Genomic DNA, 18799 nt, shown 5'->3' on the forward strand with positions numbered 1-18799 from the left:
AGCCGTTTGCGATGGGTATAATGCGCGGCTTTCATCCAGCGCCGCCGGGCAAAAAGCCCACAGGCGACCCCCGTATTCACAAATGTCAGGTGGTTTACATGGACAGCATCAACAGCCGTATCGCCGAGGAACTGGGCGTACGCCCACAGCAGGTCGAGGCGGCCGTGAGCCTGTTGGACGAAGGCTCGACCGTGCCCTTCATCGCCCGCTACCGCAAGGAAGTGACCGGTAGCCTTGACGACACTCAGTTGCGCCACCTGGAAGAGCGCTTGCGTTATCTGCGCGAACTCGACGAGCGCCGCGCCAGCATCCTTTCCAGCATCGAGGAACAGGGCAAGCTGACCCCGGAACTGGCCCGCGAGATCAAGCTGGCCGACACCAAGACCCGCCTGGAAGACCTGTACCTGCCCTACAAGCAGAAACGCCGCACCAAGGGCCAGATCGCCCTGGAAGCCGGCCTTGGGGAACTGGCCGATGGCCTGTTCAACGACCCGGCCCTGGCCCCGGAAAGCGAAGCCGCACGCTTCGTCAACGCCGAAAAGGGCGTGGCCGACGTCAAGGCCGCGCTGGAGGGCGCCAAGTACATCCTGATGGAGCGTTTTGCCGAAGACGCCGCCCTGCTCGACAAACTGCGCAGCTACCTCAAGCAGGAAGCCGTGCTCAGCGCCCGCGTCGTGGCCGGCAAGGAAGAAGAAGGCGCCAAGTTCCGCGACTATTTCGCTCATGACGAGCTGCTGCGTACTGCGCCGTCGCACCGCGCCCTGGCGATCTTCCGCGGGCGCAACGAAGGCGTGTTGAGCGTCTCGCTGAAGGTCGGCGAGGAACTGCCCGGCACGCTGCACCCGTGCGAGCTGATGATCGGCAACCATGTCGGTATCGAAAACCGCAGCCGACCGGCCGACAAGTGGCTGGGTGAAGTGGTGCGCTGGACCTGGAAGGTCAAGCTGTACACCCACCTGGAAACCGACCTGTTCGGCGAACTGCGCGACAATGCCGAAGGCGAGGCGATCAACGTGTTCGCCCACAACCTGCACGACCTGCTGCTGGCCGCCCCGGCCGGCCCGCGCGCTACCCTGGGCTTCGACCCGGGCCTGCGCACCGGCTGCAAGATCGCCGTGGTCGATGCAACCGGCAAGCTGCTGGACCACACCACGGTCTATCCGCACGCGCCGAAGAACGACTGGGACCGCACCATTTCCATCATGGCCGCACTGTGCGCCAAACACTCGGTGGAACTGATCGCCATCGGCAACGGCACCGCCAGCCGCGAAAGCGACAAGCTGGTGGCCGAGCTGGTCAAGAAATATCCAGCCTTGAAAATCACCAAGATCATGGTCTCCGAAGCCGGTGCTTCGGTGTACTCGGCATCGGAACTGGCCGCCCGCGAGTTCCCGGACCTGGACGTGTCGATCCGCGGCGCCGTGTCGATCGCCCGCCGCCTGCAGGATCCGCTGGCCGAACTGGTGAAAATCGATCCGAAATCCATCGGTGTCGGCCAGTATCAGCACGACGTCTCCCAGCTGAAGCTGGCACGTGGCCTGGACGCGGTGGTCGAGGACTGTGTGAACGCCGTGGGCGTGGACGTGAACACCGCTTCGGTGGCGCTGCTGACGCGCATCTCCGGCCTAAATGCCACGCTGGCACAGAACATCGTCGCCCACCGCGATGCCAATGGTCCGTTTGCCACCCGTGCAGCGCTGAAAAAGGTCAGCCGCCTGGGTGAGAAAACCTTCGAGCAGGCCGCCGGCTTCCTGCGTGTGATGAACGGCGACAACCCGCTGGACGCCTCTGCGGTGCACCCTGAGGCCTACCCGCTGGTGCAGCGCATTGCTGCCGATACCGACCGCGACATCCGTTCGCTGATTGGTGACAGCAGCTTCCTCAAGCGCCTGGACCCGAAAAAGTTCACCGACGAAACCTTCGGCCTGCCAACCGTCACCGACATCCTGCAAGAGCTGGACAAGCCCGGCCGCGACCCACGTCCGGAGTTCAAGACCGCCACCTTCCAGGACGGCGTCGAAGACCTCAAGGACCTGGAACCGGGCATGATCCTCGAAGGCGTGGTGACCAACGTTACCAACTTCGGTGCCTTCGTCGACATCGGTGTGCACCAGGACGGCCTGGTGCATATCTCGGCGCTGTCGGAGAAGTTCGTCAAAGACCCACGTGAAGCGGTCAAGGCCGGCGATGTGGTCAAGGTGAAGGTCATGGAAGTGGACATCCCGCGCAAACGCGTCGGCCTGTCCATGCGCATGAGCGACACCCCGGGCGAGAAGGTCGAAGGCAATCGCGGTGGCAACCGTGGCAATGGCGGCAATCGCCAGCAGCAGGCACCGCGTCAGCGCGAAACCGCCACTGCCGCCCCGGCCAACAACGCCATGGCAGCCCTGTTCGCCAACGCAAAGCAGTTGAAGAAGAAGTAATGGACGTACCACGTGAATACGTCGAAAGCGCCTTCAGCCAGCTTCTGGGCTGCCGCCTGCAACACCTGGACACCGGTGTTGCCGAGGTAGCCCTGGCGCTCGAGCCACATTTGCGCAACCGTGGCCAGAAGCTGCACGGCGGGGCGATCTTCAGCCTGGTGGATATCGCCATGGGCCTGGCCTGCTCGGCCAGCCATGGCTTTGACCAGCAAAGCGTCACCATCGAGTGCAAGATCAACTACATGCGTGCCGTCAGCGACGGCGAAGTGCTGTGTACCGCCCGCGTGCTGCACGCCGGGCGGCGCACGCTGGTGGTCGACGCCGACGTAGTCCAGGGCGACAAGCTGGTGGCCAAAGCGCAAGGAACCTTCGCGGTTCTCTAGCTCACCAAGCAATATCTGCGGTATTTTCAGCAGTGCGCTGGCACTGCTGGAACCGCGTAAACCAGGCGACAACGCCAGTTCCTTTCTTCCTACCCTTGTAGACCGTTATCTCTACCCCCATATTGGGGCGACTGACGCGTGAAGGAATACATCTTGAGCGACCTCCTCAACCGCCGCCTGAGCCTGCTCGGCGCCAATCTCCCCCTGCTCAAGCAGTGCCTGCACGGTATTGAGCGCGAATGCCTGCGCGTGACCGACGAAGGTCGCCTGGCCCAGACCCCGCATCCGGAAGCACTGGGATCGGCGCTGACCAACGAGCAGATCACCACCGATTACTCCGAGTCGCTGCTGGAGTTCATCACCCCGGCGCTGGCCGACCCGGCCAAGGTGCTCGAAAGCCTCGAGGAGACCCACCGTTTCGTCTACAGCAAGCTGGGCGACGAATACCTGTGGAGCCCGTCGATGCCATGCACACTGCCGGCCGAGGAGGACATCCCGATCGCCGAATACGGTAGCTCGAACATCGGCAAGCTCAAACACGTCTACCGCAAAGGCCTGGCCCTGCGTTATGGCCGCACCATGCAGTGCATCGCCGGTATTCATTACAACTTCTCGCTGCCCGAAGCGCTTTGGCCATTGCTGCGCGAAGACGAAGGCAGTTCGGAAAATGACCGCGACTACCAGTCGTCGGCCTACATCGCGCTGATTCGTAACTTCCGCCGCTACAGCTGGCTGCTGATGTACCTGTTCGGCGCCTCGCCGGCACTGGACAAAGGCTTCCTGCGTGGCCGCCCGCACCAGCTCGAGGAGCTGGATGCCGAAACCCTGTTCCTGCCCTACGCCACCAGCCTGCGCATGAGCGACCTGGGCTACCAGAGCAATGCCCAGGCCGGCCTCACGCCCTGCTACAACAACCTGGCCAGCTACACCGACAGCCTGCGCAAGGCCGTTGGCACGCCCTACCCGCCGTACGTTGAAGTCGGCACGCATGTGGATGGCGAGTGGGCTCAGCTGAACACCAACATTCTGCAGATCGAAAACGAGTACTACTCGAACATTCGCCCCAAGCGGGTCACCTACTCCGGCGAACGGCCGATCCAGGCCCTGACTTCACGCGGTGTGCAGTATGTGGAAGTGCGTTGCCTGGACATCAACCCGTTCCTGCCGGTCGGCATCGACCTGACCGAGGCACGCTTCCTCGACGCATTCCTGCTGTTCTGCGCGCTGGAAGACAGCCCGCAACTGGACAACGGTGAGTGCGGCCAGTGCACCAGCAACTTCCTGACCGTGGTCAAGGAAGGTCGTCGTCCGGGCCTGGAGTTGCACCGCAATGGTCAGCCAATCAGCCTGAAGGACTGGGCCAGCGAGCTGATCGAGCGTATCCGCCAGTTGGCCAACCTGCTCGACCAGGCGCAAGGCTCTGATGAGCACGCCAAGGCCCTGGATGCCCAGCAGGCCAAGGTCGACGACACCTCACTGACCCCGTCTGCCCAGGTGCTGGCACGCATGACCGAGCATGACGAGAGCTTCGTCCAGTTCTCGCTGCGCCAGAGCCGTGTGCACGCCGAGACTTTCCGCGAGCAACCACTGAGCAACGAAAAACAGCGGGCATTCGAGACGCTGGCCCGCGAGTCGCTCGCCAGGCAGTCCGAGCTGGAGCAGGAAGAAGTCGGTGACTTCGACCTGTTCGTCGGCGCCTACCAGGCCAGCATCCTGGCAATCAGCAGTTGATGAACCGCACCACCACCCCGCGCAAACCGCGCGCCAGCAGCCAGGCCAGGATCGAGGCGATCCTGGCGGCTGCGCGTGAGCTGTTGGCCGAGCAAGGGGTGGCGGCACTTTCTATCTACAGCGTGGCCGAGCGGGCGCAGATTCCACCGTCGTCGGTGTATCACTTCTTCGCCAGCGTGCCGGCCTTGCTGGAGGCGCTGACTGCGGATGTACACCGGGCGTTTCGCGAAGCCCTGAGCGCACCGATCGACAGCAGCGCGTTCAGCACCTGGCACGAGCTGTCACGGCTGATCGAAGAACGCATGCTTGATATCTATAACGAGGATGCGGCAGCGCGGCAGTTGATCCTGGCGCAGCATGGCCTGAGCGAGGTGGTGCAGGCCGACCGGCAGCACGACATGGAACTGGGCGACTTGATGTACAAGTTGTTCGACCAGCATTTTCACCTGCCGGTGATGCCACTGGATGTGGATGTGTTTGCCCTGGGCATGGAATTGAGCGACCGGGTGTATGCGCGGTCAGTGCAGTTGCACGAGGCGATCACCCCGCGCATGGCCGAGGAAGGCAAGCGGGTGTTCGAGGCGTATCTGGGGTTGTATCTGCCGCCGTATCTGGCCAAGCGTTCCAGCTGAGAAATTTGGGGCCGCTTGGCGGCCCTTCGCGGGCACGCCCGCTCCCACAGAGCCCGCGCACCCCCTGGAGCTTGCGGAGTACCTGTGGGAGCGGGCGTGCCCGCGAAGGCTGCAAAGCAGCCCCATTATCGAGCAGCCGCATCACAGCTTGGCAATAGACACTTCAGTCGACTTTACGAAGGCAATCACTTCGCTGCCAACCTGTAACTCCAGCTCTTTTACCGAGCGGGTGGTGATGACCGAAGTCACGATACCCGAGGCAGTCTGCACGTCGATTTCCGACAGTACCGGGCCTTCGAGAATTTCTTTCACAGTACCTTTGAACTGGTTGCGAACGTTGATGGCTTTGATAGTCATGGTTTGCTTCCTTTTGGCTTCCGGGATTCAGTGCGCCCAACGCAGTTGCGTGGGCAGAGGGGCTACAGGGTCCGGCTCGGGCGCAGTGCCCGGGGCGGACAGCACACGGTTGAGCACTTCGCTTTCCAGCGCGGCCAGGCGGTGTGAACCACGCGCCCGAGGCCGTGCCAGGTCAACAGTGAGGTCGAGCCCGACCTCGCCGTCCTCGATCAGGATCACCCGGTCAGCCACGGCAACCGCCTCGCTGACATCGTGGGTGACCAGCAGCACCGTGAAGCCGTGCTGACGCCACAGGCGCTCGATCAGTTGCTGCATCTCGATACGGGTCAATGCATCCAGCGCACCCAGCGGCTCGTCCAGCAACAGCAGGCGGGGCTGGTGAATCAAGGCTCGGGCCAAGGCCACGCGCTGCTTCTGGCCACCCGAGAGCGCTGCCGGCCATTCGTTGGCGCGGTCGGCCAGGCCAACCGCCTCCAAGGCCTCCAGCGCACGCGAGCGCCAGTCGCCAGACAGCCCAAGGCCAACGTTGTCGATCACCCTCCTCCACGGCAGCAGCCGCGCGTCCTGGAACATCAGGCGGGTTTCTTCACGGGCCTCTTCCAGCGGCGCGGCACCAGCCAGCAACTGACCAGCGGTGGGCTGGTCCAGCCCGGCCAGCAGCCGCAGCAAGGTGCTCTTGCCGCAGCCGCTGCGGCCGACGATAGCCACGAACTGGCCGGCCGGGATGTGCAGGTCGAGGCCCTTTAACACGTCGCGCTGGCCAAAGGCCTTGCGCAGGCCCTTGGAGGCCAGCGGGATGCCACGCAGCAGGCGTGGCGGCTGTTCCTTGAACACGGTCATGCGCCCTCCTTCCTGGCAACTTGATAGGCCGGGTGCCAGCGCAGCCAGGTACGCTCCAGGCCTCGGGCGGCAAGGTCGGCAAACTTGCCGAGCACGGCGTACAGGACGATGGCCAGCACGACCACGTCGGTCTGAAGAAATTCGCGAGCATTCATGGCCAGGTAGCCGATGCCTGCGTTGGCCGAAATGGTTTCGGCAACAATCAGCGTCAGCCACATGAAGCCCAGGGCAAAACGCACACCCACCAGGATCGAAGGCAGCGCCCCAGGCAGGATCACCTGGCGGAACAGGCCGAAGCCGGACAAGCCATAGCTGCGCGCCATTTCCACCAACGCTGGGTCAACGTTGCGAATGCCGTGGTAGGTGTTCAGATAGATCGGAAACAGCGTGCCCAGCGCGACCAGGAAGATCTTTGCCGACTCGTCGATACCGAACCACAGGATCACCAGCGGGATCAGCGCGAGGTGCGGCACGTTGCGGATCATCTGTACCGAGCTGTCGAGCAGGCGTTCGCCCCAGTTCGACAGGCCAGTGATGAAACCCAGTACCAGGCCGATGCTGCCGCCGATCACAAAGCCCAGGCCTGCACGCCAGCCGCTGATGGCCAGATGGGTCCAGATTTCGCCGCTGCGCACCAGCTCGACGCCAGCGCTTACCACTGCGCTAGGTGCCGGCAGGATACGCGTCGACAGCCAGCCAGCGCTCACGGCCAGCTGCCATATTGCCAACAGCAGCACCGGCAGCGCCCACGGCGCCAGGCGCTGGGTCAGGTTGGAGGAAGTTGCACGACTCATGGCCCGGCCCTCAGCTCTGCGACACGGATTTGGGCAGGATGTCGTTGGCCACCATCTCGCCAAACGGGCTTACGTAGCCACCGGATTTCGGTTGCTCCGGGCGTTGCACATCGAGGTGGGGGAACAGCAGTTCAGCCACCCGATACGACTCTTCCAGGTGTGGATAACCCGAGAAGATGAATGTATCGATCCCCAAGTCGGCATATTCCTTCACCCGCGCCGCCACCGTCGGGCCATCGCCCACCAGCGCGGTGCCAGCCCCGCCACGTACCAGGCCAACGCCCGCCCACAGGTTGGGGCTGACTTCCAGGTTGTCGCGCTTGCCGCCGTGCAGGGCAGCCATGCGTTGCTGGCCCACCGAGTCGAAGCGCGCCAGCGAAGCCTGGGCACGAGAGATGGTGTCATCGTCCAGGTGTGAGATCAGGCGGTCGGCGGCTGCCCAAGCCGCTTCGTTGGTTTCGCGCACGATCACATGCAGGCGAATACCGAAGCGGACTTCGCGCCCCTGAGCAGCTGCTTTTTCGCGCACCTGAGCAATCTTCTCGGCAACGGCTGCCGGTGGCTCGCCCCAGGTCAGGTACAGCTCGACCTGTTCGGCCGCCAAGTCCTGAGCGGCCTCGGACGAGCCGCCGAAATACAGCGGTGGGCGTGGTTGCTGAATTGGCGGGTAGAGCAGCTTGGCGCCCTTTACCTGGATGTGCTGACCGTCGTAATCGACGTTTTCGCCTTCCAGCACCTTGCGCCAGATACGGGTGAACTCGACCGAAGCTTCGTAGCGCGCCTGGTGGTTCAGGTGCAGGCCGTCACCCGCCAGCTCGTCCGGGTCACCACCGGTCACCAGATTGAACAGCGCACGGCCATTGGACAAGCGATCGAGGGTGGCCGCCTGGCGTGCTGCCACGGTGGGCGAAATGATGCCCGGACGCAGCGCTACCAGGAACTTCAGGTGCCGGGTCACGGGGATCAGCGACGCGGCCACCAGCCAGGAGTCCTCGCAGGAGCGCCCGGTCGGGATCAGCACCCCACCAAAACCAAGGCGGTCGGCGGCCTGCGCGATCTGCTGCAGGTAACCGTGATCGACCGCTCGTGCGCCTTCGGAAGTGCCCAGGTACTTGCCGTCACCGTGGGTTGGGAGGAACCAGAAAATGTTAAGGCTCATTGGAGTCGTCTCCTCAAGGGTGGCTCTAGCCGGAGCGGCGCCCCGGCACGGGCAGTCAATCAAGGCGCGCTAGCGACCTTGGCCGGGGGTGTCCAGATCACGTCCTTGATGCTCAGCGGCTTGGGAATAAGCTTCAGCGTCTGGAACGTGTCGGCGATCTTCTGCTGCGCGGCCACCACGTCCGGGGTCAGCGGCGCAGCGCCGTAGCCTTGGCGCTTGACCGAGGTGAGGGTGACGTCGGCAGGCAGGCCGAGCAGCGGGGCGACTTGGTCGGTCACTTCCTGCGGGTTGGCCTGGGACCATTCACCCACGGCGCGCACTTCCTCGATCACGGTGTTGATCACCGCAGGGTGCTGTGTCGCATAGTTGCGGGTGGCGAGGTAGAACTGGTGGTTGTCGACCAGGCCCTTGCCGTCACGCAGGGTGCGCGCTTGCAGCTGCTGCTCGGCGGCGGCCTGGTACGGGTCCCAGATCACCCAGGCATCCACGCTGCCGCGCTCGAAGGCGGCGCGGGCGTCGGCCGGCGGCAGGTAGACAGGCTGGATGTCGCTGTACTTGAGGCCGGCGTCTTCCAGGGCGCGGACCAGCAGGTAGTGCACGTTGGAGCCTTTGTTGAGGACGACCTTTTTACCCTCGAGGTCCTTCACCGCCTGGATGGGCGAGCCCTTGGGCACCAGGATCGCTTCGCTGTGCGGCGCTGGCGGTTCGTAGGCGACATAGAGCAGGTCGGCGCCAGCGGCCTGAGCGAACACAGGCGGGGTCTCGCCGGTTACGCCGAAATCGATGGAGCCGACGTTCAGCCCTTCAAGCAGCTGCGGGCCGCCGGGGAATTCGGTCCATTGCACCTGTACTCCCTGCTCGGCCAGGCGTTTCTCCAGCGTGCCCTTGGCCTTGAGCAGCACCAAGGTGCCGTATTTCTGGTAACCGATACGCAGGCTCTCGGCCTGGGCTTGGTTAATGGCGCCGAAGGACACAGCCGCCGCAAACAGGGCGACCAGACCACGACGCAAGAAGACTGTGCGCATGGCGCTCTCCTGTGCGAATGGGGTTCGGGTTGCACCTGCTTGCCTCGTTAACGGGCGAGTAAGGTGGTGAAGCGGGTAATGCCGTTAGATGCTCCAGCGAGCGCTGATCAGACGTTCGTTCAGTACGCCGGGCGCCACGGGGTTCGGCCGACGGGCCAAGGCCGCGTGGAAGGTTTCCAGCGAGTCCTGCAGGCGCTCTTCCAGCGCCTGTACCAAATGCGCGGGCTTTGTGCCTTCTGCGTAAGCCACCTGGCTGTCGTCGGCAAAAATCCCTTGCAGGGTCTCTTGTGCCTTGAGTGCCGACAGCACCGGCTTCAATGCGTAATCCACCGCCAGCATGTGGGCGATGCTGCCGCCAGTGGCGATTGGCAACACGATCTTGTGGGTCAGTGCGCGTTCGGGCAGCAGGTCGAGCAATGTCTTCAGCGCACCGGCAAACGATGCTTTGTAGACAGGGGTAGAAACGATCAGGCCATCCGCCTGGGCCACCAACTGCTGGAAGTGTTGCACTTGGGGGCTATCGAAACGGGCATGCAACAGGTCTTCGGCGGGGAAGTCACGCACCTGAAAGGTCACCACTTCAACGCCGCGCTCCTGCAGCCACTGGCGCGAACGCTCGAGCAGCACGCCGGAGCGTGAACGGAGACTTGGGCTACCACCGATTGAGACGACCAGCATTGCTGCGCTTCCTTGTGTTCTGTTGGAGGTAACATTAACAGCCGCTTCATATATCTAGAAATCATATTTATTCATTTGTTTATTCCATTATTGTCTTTATCCGCGAGTGCCTCTTCGCGGGCGCGCCCGCTCCCACAGGTTTTTTACAGGCATAAAAAAGGGCCGTCGAAACGGCCCGAAAATCCCTGCTTGGCTAAGAGCAATGCAACGAGGATTCCATTAACGATTGGGCTGAGGGGTCAGGCGCAGATAGGGTTTGACCGCCCGGTAACCTTTGGGGAAGCGCTGCTTGATCTCCTCTTCATCCTTAAGCGAAGGCACGATCACCACCTCGTCGCCGTCCTGCCAGTTACCTGGCGTGGCGACCTTGTGGTTGTCAGTCAGCTGCAGCGAGTCGATCACCCGTAAAATTTCATTGAAGTTGCGCCCGGTACTGGCCGGATAGGTGATGGTCAGGCGCACCTTCTTGTTCGGGTCGATGATGAACAGCGAGCGCACGGTCAGGGTGTCGCTGGCGTTCGGGTGGATCAGGTCGTACAGGTCGGACACTTTGCGGTCGGCGTCGGCGATGATCGGGAAGTTGACCACGGTATTCTGTGTTTCGTTGATGTCATCGATCCACTTGTGATGCGAGTCGACCGGGTCCACCGACAGGGCGATGGCCTTGACCCCGCGCTTGGCAAATTCGTCCTTGAGCTTGGCGGTCAGGCCCAACTCGGTGGTGCACACCGGTGTGAAGTCTGCCGGGTGGGAGAACAGCACCCCCCAACTGTTGCCCAGCCACTCGTGGAAGCGGATCTTGCCTTCGCTGGAGTCCTGTTCGAAATCGGGGGCGATATCGCCGAGTTTGAGGCTCATGGGCTGCGGCTCCTGGGCTGGGTTCTGTACCGTAGGGGTTCAATGTGCCTGCAATCGACCAAGAACAAAATGAATAAATAACAATTTATTTATAACCAAAATACATACTGATCTGCAGGCATAAAAAAGCCTCGCATCAGGCGAGGCTTCTTGTTCAGCTACGGCTTACAGGAAGTTGTAAGTGTAGTTGAAGATCAGGCGGGTCTGGTCCTGGTCAGCCAGCGAGCTGGTGCCGGTACCACGGTAGACGCCGTGACGCAGGCTGGCGCCCAGGCCCTTGAAGGTGCCGTCCTGGATAACGTAGTCGACCCGGGCGTCACGCTCCCACTCGCTGAAGTGGCCGTTGCCATCGCGGTTCTTGCCATCTTCACCTTTCAGGTAGGAAACCGACGCTTTCAGGCCCGGCACACCCAGGCGAGCGAAGTCGTAGGCGTACTGACCGAAGGTGGTGTTTTCACCGGCCTTGGCGAACTGGTTGATCATGCTGTCGGTGAACAGGTAGAAGCTGGAGCCGCTGGCGCCTTCGTTACGGCCGTTGCCGTCAACCACGCCGCCCTGATTCAGCCAGACGAAACCACCGTCATCACTGACTTGCTGATGGCCCAACATCAGCGAATGACCACCCAAGGTGTACGTGAACATTGCGGACCAGGTCTTGTTGTCGACCTCGCCGGTGTTTTTGGCGTAACCCTTGTTGTTATCGAAGTTGTAACCACCACTACCGTTCTTGCCGTCGCTGCTGCTGTCGAAGTAGCGCAGGTCGGTTTTGAACGACTGATCGTCAGCGATTTTAAATACATGGGTCGCGCCCAGGAAATGCTGCTTGTAGAAATCTTCCAGGTTCGAATAGTAGTACTGCAACGTCAGGTCTGGAGTGAGCTTATAGTCCAGGCCACCATAGCGGAACTTGTTGCTGTCAGCAGATGCGCCGGCAACGGAAAGCCCTGTGCGGTTGCTCGAAGCACGGCCCATGGCGTGAGTCAGCTGGCCAGCATTGATGGTCAGGTTGTCGATTTCCTTCGACTGGATGGTGCCACCCTCGAAGGTTTGAGGCAGCACACGACCGTCGTTGGCGACCAGGATCGGCAGGTTAGGCGCCAGCGCACTACCGTAGTGCACTTCGGTTTTGGAGAAGCGCGCTTTTGCGTTAGCGCCGAAACGAGCCCACTGGTTTACAGAAGAGCCATTGCTGTCGTCTGGCATGAAGCCGCTTTTGTGGTAGCCACGGCCACCATCCAGGTGGATACCCCACAGCGCTTGGGCATCAACACCAAAGCCTACGGTGCCTTGGGTAAAGCCCGAGATGTAGTCGAGCTTGAAGCCCTGGCCCGACTCACGTTGGTCCGGGCGCTCCGCATCAGGTTTTGCGTGATCTTCACGGTTGTTGTTGTCGTAGTACATGGTGCGCGAGCTGAGCGACAGTTTGCTGTCTTCAACGAAACCGGCAGCGCCTGCTTGCTGGGCGAGAACCCCCAGTGCCACGGCCACAGCCAGGCTGGACTTGTACATGTTTTGCTCCTCTACGTTCTAATTTTTGTGTATCTCTGGCGGAGGGGTCTGATGCCCCGCTCACCGGGATGGGCGATTTAGTCCCAAAGCGTGACCATCAAGTCAATCGTTTCTAAACGTTTCGCGACTTTGGTCTAAGACGCCACCTGCACTACAGGATAATGACAATCCTATAAAACCAAAATGACCGTTTTATGAATTTGTAAGATTTTTAAGGAATATGTTAGAAATTTTTACTACCGCTCACTATAGAATCGCAACTAATAATAGCCTTTAGCTATAAGCAAACGTTTGCTTATAGCCTGCTGAGTTTCGTTCTTGATTAGCGCGGGAGTGGCTGACCTACGGAGGCGATCCCCTGTAGGCCAGCGGCATTGCGATGTGAAATGCGGGATGGGATGACCGCGACGCACGGCAGTCCTGCAGCATTAACCTGCATGTGCAGCCTTGTGCTGTGAATGGGCCGCAGAGCGGCCCCGTCGGTCTAGCGGACCAAATGCAGGTACTGCATGTGCCGCTCGTACTGGTCGAGGATGTCGTTGATGATCTGCTCTTTGCTGTAGCCCACCAGGTCATAGTTCTGGCTGCCTTCGCTCAGGTGCACCTCCGCCCGGTAATAGCGGCGGTTCTTCAACTCCTGCGTACCCAGCCCCCCCAAGGCGAACGATGGTGTGAAATAGCCACGCATCTGCACCTGGTAAATGAACGGCTGCTCCTCGCCATGGCCAATCTTCAGGCTGACGTTGTCATGGCTAGGGTCGTCCTGGGTAATCAGTGCCAGGCCCTTCTGCTCGAACACTTCACGCACATCGGCAATCGCCGGGCGCACCACATCATCCATGAAGCGGTACACCTCATCACGCGACGGGAAGTGCACCGCCTGGCTCAGGCGATGGCGCCAGCCGCCACGGCCGCGGCGTGACTGGGCAAACGGGGCCAGCGAGTGCATCTGCGCGATCTGCCGTTGCGACTCCAGGTAGAACGCCTTGTGCAGCCCCCACATCATGCACAGCAGAATCAGCGAGAACGGCAGCGAAGTCAGTACCACTGCCGACTTCAGCGAATCGATGCTGCCAGCGAACAACAGCGCACTGGTGATCAGCGCAGTCATCGCCCCCCAGAAGATACGCAGCCAGTTCGGCCCATCCTCATCAGCTCCCCCACCCTTGGCCGACAAGGTCGACAGCACCACGGTACCCGAGTCGGCCGAGGTGACGAAGAACACGAAGCTGATGAACACCGTGGTGGCGATTACCGCCTTGCTCCAGGGGTAAGTTTCCAGCAGCAGGTACAGGCTCATCGACGGGTTATCCAGCGCCGATTGGCCCAGCGCGGTCATGCCGTGGTTGATCACCTGGTCCAGGGCGCTGTTGCCGAAGATAGACATCCACGCCAGGGTAAAGCCCAGCGGGATCAGCAACACGCCAAAGACGAACTCGCGAATGGTGCGGCCCCGGGAAATGCGGGCGATGAACAGGCCCACGAACGGCGCCCAGGCAATCCACCAGGCCCAATAGAACACGGTCCAGCCGCCCAGCCAGCCACGGTTTTCACCATAGGCATACACGTCGAAGCTCTTGCGCGGCAATGCACCCAGGTAGTCGCCCAGGTTCTGGATCAGCGTGTTGAACAGGTGCTGGGTAGGCCCGGCAAACAGCACGAACAGCAGCAGCGCACAGGCCAGGAACAGGTTGATATCGCTCATCACCCGCACGCCCTTCTCCACCCCGGCCACGGCGACGGCCACAGCCGCGCCCATCATCAGGGTGATGAGGATCACCTGCACCCACTGGCTGTGGCTGATGCCGAACAGGTAGTCCAGGCCCGCGTTCAGATGCAGCACCCCAAAGCCCATGTCGGCACCCAGGCCGAACACCGTGGCGATGATGCCGAAGCCGTCCACCGCATAGCCGATCGGGCCGTTGATGCGCTTGCCAATCAACGGGTACAGCGCCGAACGCAAAGCCAGTGGCAGGTTGTGCCGGTAGGCGAAATAGGCCAATGCCATGCCGACGAAGGCAAACACCCCCCAGCCATGCAGGCCCCAGTGCAGGAACAGGATCTGCATCGCCTGGCGCCCGGCCTCGACCGTGCCTGCTTCGCCTTGGGGCGGTTGCAGCATGTGGGTGAGCGGTTCGGAGACACAGAAGAAGAACAGCGTGATGCTGATGCCGGCGGCGAACAGCATGCCGGCCCACGACAGGTAGCTGAACTCGGGTTCGTCGTGGTCGGCACCGAGTTTGATCTTGCCGTAGCCAGACAAGGCGGTGACCACCACGAAGACCAGATACAGCGTCATCGCCAGCATGTAGTACCAGCCGACCGTGTTGGCCGCCCAGTTCTGCGCCGCCAGCAACCAGTCACCTGCGGCTTGCGGGTTGGAGATGACTACCAGGCCAAAGATAAGGATGAAACTCGCCGCAAAGTAGAACACCGGGGGGTTCATGCGGATCTTGCCATTGGCAAGGGAAGGGTTCGGTGCACTCATCGGGCGTGCACCTCGTCGAATGACGTGAGGTTCGGAATGAACGGGTTCAGCAAAGGAATCCTCCTGTTGAACACCGGCAGCGGACCAGCGTTTTTTCATTGAACAAGCGTTCAAGTTAAACATGGATCGGATTTCAATGCGAATTGGGGCGCTGATTGGTGTCGTCCTGCTCCGGCCTTTTCGCGGGTTAGCCCTCCCCTACATTGGTATGTTCTTTGTAGGAGCGGTTTGCCCGCGAAGAGGCCAGCACAGGCAATTGCAATGCGGGATCAGTTCTTGTCCTGGCAATCCAGCTGCAGGTTGGCCTGAGTAATGTTGCTTTCTGCCGGCACACTGCGGGTCAGCCACACATTACCGCCAATGGTCGAACCCTTGCCGATGGTGATGCGCCCCAGCACCGTGGCCCCGGCATAGATCACCACATCATCCTCGACGATCGGGTGCCGTGGCAGGCCTTTGTGCAGAGTCCCCGACTCATCGCTGGGGAAACGCTTGGCGCCCAGGGTCACCGCCTGGTAGATGCGCACGCGCTCGCCGATGATCGCGGTTTCACCAATGACCACACCGGTGCCGTGGTCAATGAAGAAGCTCGGGCCGATCTGCGCGCCCGGGTGAATGTCGATGCCGGTGGCCGAATGCGCCAGCTCAGAGCTGATCCGCGCCAGCAGCGGCAGGCCAGCCTGGTACAGGTGGTGCGCCAGCCGGTGGTGGATGATCGCCAGGATGCCCGGGTAGCACAGCAGCACTTCATCGACGCTGCGCGCCGCCGGGTCACCGTGGTAGGCGGCCAGCACATCGGTGTCGAGCAGTACACGCAGTTCCGGTAGCGCAGCGGCAAAGCCCTGGATCAGGCCCAGCGCACGGGCGTCGACCCCAGCCAGCTCAGCCTTGCTCTGTCGTGCCGCATAGCGAAGTTCAAGACGAGCCTGGGCCAGCAGGGCGGTCAGCGCGGCATCCAGGGTATGACCGACGTAGAAGTCTTCACTTTCTTCGCGCAGGTCGACTGGCCCCAGGCGCATGGGGAACAGCGCGCCGCACAGTTGCTCCAGAATTTGCCGCATCGCTTCGCGCGACGGCAGTTCGCGCCCGCCCTGCTCGCCAATGCTGCGGCCATTGCGGGTGCGCCATTGCTCACGGGCCCCGCGCAGGCCAGTGACAATGCTCTGCAACTGCCAATGCGCGGATGAAGGTTGTTCGCTCACGGTTTTCTCCTGCCGTATAGGCCATCTGATTTTGTCGCCAGGCCCGCGAAAGGACCGAACCTGCCTACATGCAGTCCACTTTACGGCAAATCCAAGGCTTGGAAAAAACAACGCTTTATTCCATCCTGCGCTAAGTCAGGCATAAGCCGCGATGACGGGGTGGGGATCGTCACCTACCCTCAAAGCAGCCAATCCTATAGTCGCCACCTCACTACCTAGACAACACGCGCGGGGCTCTGAAATGTCGAAATTCGCCAAACCGCTACTCAACGCCAGCCTGGCCCTCCTGCTGGGTGCCGGCCTGCTCAGCCAGGCGTTCGCCGGCGAGCAATTGAAGACCATCCAGGAAAAAGGCGTCATCAACGTCGGCCTAGAGGGCACCTACCCGCCATTCAGCTTCCAGGACGAAAACGGCAAACTGACCGGCTTCGAAGTGGAGCTGTCCGAGCTGCTGGCCAAGGAGCTGGGGGTCAAGGCCAAGATCCAGCCGACCAAGTGGGACGGCATCCTTGCCGCGCTGGAATCCAAGCGCCTGGATGTGGTGGTCAATCAGGTGACCATTTCCGAAGAGCGCAAGAAAAAGTACGACTTCTCCGAGCCCTACACTATCTCCGGCATCCAGGCGCTGATCCTGAAGAAGAAAGCCGAGCAGCTGAACATCAAGGGCGCGCAGGACCTGGCCGGCAAAAAGGTCGGCGTAGGCCTTGGCACCAACTACGAGCAGTGGGTGAAAAAGGACGTACCGCAAGCCGATGTGCGCACCTATGAAGACGACCCAAGCAAGTTCGCTGACCTGCGCAACGGCCGTATCGACGCCATTCTGATCGACCGCCTGGCCGCGCTGGAATACGCGCAAAAAGCCAAGGACACCGAACTTGCCGGCGATGCCTTCTCGCGCCTGGAAAGCGGCGTGGCCATGCGCAAGGGTGAGCCGGAACTGTTGGCAGCCATCAACAAGGCCATCGACAAGCTCAAAGCTGATGGCACGCTGGCCAAGCTGTCCGAGAAGTACTTCGGTGCCGATGTCACCAAATGATTGCTGAAAGCCTGCAACTCGTTATCGACTCCGCACCCTTCCTGCTGAAGGGCGCGGGTTATACAGTGCTGCTCAGTGTCGGCGGCATGTTCTTCGGCCTGGTGCTGGGCTTTGCCCTGGCACTGATGCGGCTGTCGAAGATTCTGCCGCTGAACTGGCTGGCGCGGGTCTACGTGTCGTTCTTCCGCGGCACGCCGCTGCTGGTGCAGCTGTTCGTGATCTATTTCGGCATGCCGCAAATCGGCATCGAGCTGGACCCGATCCCCGCTTCACTGATCGGCCTGTCGCTGAACATGGCGGCCTACATCTGCGAGATCCTGCGCGCAGCGATTTCCTCGATCGACCGCGGCCAGTGGGAAGCAGCCGCCAGCATCGGCATGACTCGCGTGCAAGCCATGCGCCGGGCGATCCTGCCACAGGCCCTGCGCACCGCGTTGCCACCGCTGGGCAACAGCTTCATCTCGCTGGTAAAGGACACCGCCCTGGCGGCAACCATCCAGGTGCCCGAGCTGTTCCGCCAAGCCCAGCTGATTACCGCGCGCACGTTCGAAGTGTTCACCATGTACGTGGCGGTCGCGGTCATCTATTGGGTGCTGTGCAGCATCCTTGCGCACTTCCAGAACCGCATGGAAGCGCGGGTCAACCAGCATGACCAGGAGCATTGAGCATGATTGAAGTGAAAGGCCTGACCAAGCGGTTCAAGGGCCAGACCGTGCTCAACGGTATCGACCTGACCGTGCGGCCCGGTGAAGTGGTGGCCATCATCGGCCCCAGTGGCTCGGGTAAAACCACCTTCCTGCGCTGCCTGAACCTGCTGGAAACTCCCGATGCCGGGCAGATCCAGATCGGCGCCATCAGCATCGATGCCAACCGCCCTTTGGGCGGGCAGCAGAGTGCGATTCGCCGTTTGCGCCAGCAGGCCGGGTTCGTGTTCCAGAACTTCAACCTGTTCCCCCACCGCACCGCCCTGGAGAACGTGATCGAGGGACCGGTGATCGTCAAGAAGACGCCTCGCGAGCAGGCCATCGAGCTTGGCCGGCGCCTGCTGGCCAAAGTCGGCCTGGCGGGCAAGGAAGACGCCTACCCACGGCGCCTGTCCGGCGGCCAGCAGCAACGGGTGGCCATCGCCCGTGCCCTGGCCATGGAACCGGAGGTAATCCTGTTCGACGAGCCGACCTCGGCGCTGGACCCGGAGCTGGTCGGTGAAGTATTGGCGACCATCCGCGGCCTGGCCGAGGAAAAGCGCACCATGATCATCGTCACACACGAGATGAGCTTTGCCCGGGATGTGGCGAACCGGGTGATCTTCTTCGACAAGGGCGTGATCGTGGAGCAGGGCGAGGCCAAGGCCCTGTTTGCGGCGCCAAAGGAAGAGCGTACGCGGCAGTTCCTGCGCAAGTTCCTCGGGACTGCTGCCTCCGAGTAGACCTGTCCCGGCCCTTTCGCGGGTAAACCCGCTCCTACAGTGAATGCACAGATCCTGAGGCATCTGTAGGAGCGGGTTTACCCGCGAAGAGGCCGGCACGCCCGTAACAAATCCCTCCTTCTATAAATATTCCAAAAAGTTAGTTCATAAAATTTTTATAAATCATTAGGGTATATAAACCGGACCACCGGACCAGCACACATCTGTCGCAATCAACTGCAGCGACATCATTATTTTTGTGAGGTCAGGAATGGTCAG

17 protein-coding genes are annotated in these 18799 nt (G+C 61.6%); 7 read left to right on the forward strand and 10 right to left on the reverse strand.

From position 1 onward, the window contains the following. The first annotated feature begins 98 nt into the window (after positions 1-98). The 4 genes from ACF8EF_RS04930 to ACF8EF_RS04945 all read left to right on the forward strand — a co-directional run bounded on the left by ACF8EF_RS04930 (position 99) and on the right by ACF8EF_RS04945 (position 5169). Positions 99-2423 carry a Tex family protein gene (locus ACF8EF_RS04930; protein WP_209968750.1) on the forward strand — a complete coding sequence of 775 codons (2325 nt, stop codon included), beginning with the start codon at positions 99-101 and terminating at the stop codon, positions 2421-2423. Continuing rightward, positions 2423-2806, forward strand: coding sequence for a PaaI family thioesterase (locus tag ACF8EF_RS04935; RefSeq protein WP_021782595.1), 384 nt, complete (start codon positions 2423-2425; stop codon positions 2804-2806). The genes ACF8EF_RS04930 and ACF8EF_RS04935 overlap by 1 nt, the downstream gene beginning before the upstream one ends. Positions 2807-2944: 138 nt before the next feature. Beyond that, entirely contained in the window at positions 2945-4537 is a 1593-nt protein-coding gene (gene gshA, locus ACF8EF_RS04940; RefSeq protein ID WP_392460614.1) for a glutamate--cysteine ligase, read from the forward strand. Further along, positions 4537-5169: a TetR/AcrR family transcriptional regulator gene (locus tag ACF8EF_RS04945; RefSeq protein WP_176685255.1), complete on the forward strand. Its 633-nt coding sequence runs from the start codon at positions 4537-4539 to the stop codon at positions 5167-5169. The genes gshA and ACF8EF_RS04945 overlap by 1 nt, the downstream gene beginning before the upstream one ends. Before the next feature lie 141 nt (positions 5170-5310). Here the strand turns inward: ACF8EF_RS04945 and ACF8EF_RS04950 are convergent, their stop codons facing one another. The 10 genes from ACF8EF_RS04950 to epsC all read right to left on the reverse strand — a co-directional run bounded on the left by ACF8EF_RS04950 (position 5311) and on the right by epsC (position 16079). Beyond that, positions 5311-5526: a molybdopterin-binding protein gene (locus ACF8EF_RS04950; protein ID WP_008095172.1), complete on the reverse strand. Its 216-nt coding sequence runs from the start codon at positions 5524-5526 to the stop codon at positions 5311-5313. Between the two features lie 27 nt (positions 5527-5553). Beyond that, complete coding sequence (gene ssuB / locus ACF8EF_RS04955; RefSeq protein WP_176685256.1) at positions 5554-6366, reverse strand: aliphatic sulfonates ABC transporter ATP-binding protein; 813 nt, start codon at positions 6364-6366, stop codon at positions 5554-5556. After that, the gene (gene ssuC, locus ACF8EF_RS04960) at positions 6363-7160 is read right to left on the reverse strand and encodes an aliphatic sulfonate ABC transporter permease SsuC (protein WP_176685257.1); all 798 of its coding nucleotides are present in this window, start codon (positions 7158-7160) and stop codon (positions 6363-6365) included. Before ssuC ends, ssuB begins: the two co-directional genes overlap by 4 nt. A gap of 10 nt (positions 7161-7170) precedes the next feature. Continuing rightward, the gene (ssuD, locus tag ACF8EF_RS04965; RefSeq protein ID WP_176685258.1) at positions 7171-8319 is read right to left on the reverse strand and encodes an FMNH2-dependent alkanesulfonate monooxygenase; all 1149 of its coding nucleotides are present in this window, start codon (positions 8317-8319) and stop codon (positions 7171-7173) included. Positions 8320-8378: 59 nt separating this feature from the next. Continuing rightward, positions 8379-9344 (reverse strand): sulfonate ABC transporter substrate-binding protein, encoded by a 966-nt coding sequence (locus ACF8EF_RS04970; RefSeq protein WP_392460615.1) that lies wholly within the window; start codon positions 9342-9344, stop codon positions 8379-8381. A gap of 84 nt (positions 9345-9428) precedes the next feature. Then, positions 9429-10022 (reverse strand): NADPH-dependent FMN reductase, encoded by a 594-nt coding sequence (ssuE, locus tag ACF8EF_RS04975; RefSeq protein WP_392460616.1) that lies wholly within the window; start codon positions 10020-10022, stop codon positions 9429-9431. A gap of 219 nt (positions 10023-10241) precedes the next feature. Continuing rightward, positions 10242-10880 carry a peroxiredoxin gene (locus tag ACF8EF_RS04980; protein ID WP_003255836.1) on the reverse strand — a complete coding sequence of 213 codons (639 nt, stop codon included), beginning with the start codon at positions 10878-10880 and terminating at the stop codon, positions 10242-10244. A 165-nt stretch (positions 10881-11045) separates the two neighbouring features. Then, positions 11046-12389, reverse strand: a complete 1344-nt coding sequence (locus ACF8EF_RS04985) for an OprD family porin (protein WP_209968769.1) — start codon at positions 12387-12389, stop codon at positions 11046-11048. A gap of 484 nt (positions 12390-12873) precedes the next feature. Beyond that, on the reverse strand, positions 12874-14835 hold the full coding sequence (betT, locus tag ACF8EF_RS04990) for a choline transporter BetT (protein ID WP_176685299.1): 1962 nt from the start codon (positions 14833-14835) through the stop codon (positions 12874-12876). A gap of 311 nt (positions 14836-15146) precedes the next feature. Further along, positions 15147-16079, reverse strand: coding sequence for a serine O-acetyltransferase EpsC (epsC, locus tag ACF8EF_RS04995; protein ID WP_176685262.1), 933 nt, complete (start codon positions 16077-16079; stop codon positions 15147-15149). Positions 16080-16320: 241 nt separating this feature from the next. Here epsC and tcyJ point away from each other — a divergent pair, with 241 nt between their 5' ends. From tcyJ to tcyN, 3 genes are read left to right on the forward strand one after another with little or no spacing between them, the layout of a single operon-like run. Next, positions 16321-17115: a cystine ABC transporter substrate-binding protein gene (gene tcyJ / locus ACF8EF_RS05000; RefSeq protein ID WP_176685263.1), complete on the forward strand. Its 795-nt coding sequence runs from the start codon at positions 16321-16323 to the stop codon at positions 17113-17115. Beyond that, positions 17112-17780, forward strand: a complete 669-nt coding sequence (gene tcyL / locus ACF8EF_RS05005) for a cystine ABC transporter permease (protein ID WP_176685264.1) — start codon at positions 17112-17114, stop codon at positions 17778-17780. The genes tcyJ and tcyL overlap by 4 nt, the downstream gene beginning before the upstream one ends. 2 nt (positions 17781-17782) lie before the next feature. Continuing rightward, positions 17783-18541, forward strand: coding sequence for an L-cystine ABC transporter ATP-binding protein TcyN (gene tcyN / locus ACF8EF_RS05010; RefSeq protein ID WP_172287944.1), 759 nt, complete (start codon positions 17783-17785; stop codon positions 18539-18541). Positions 18542-18799: the final 258 nt, after the last annotated feature.

This window comes from Pseudomonas sp. zjy_15, assembly GCF_043101865.1.
Lineage (GTDB): Bacteria > Pseudomonadota > Gammaproteobacteria > Pseudomonadales > Pseudomonadaceae > Aquipseudomonas > Aquipseudomonas putida_Y.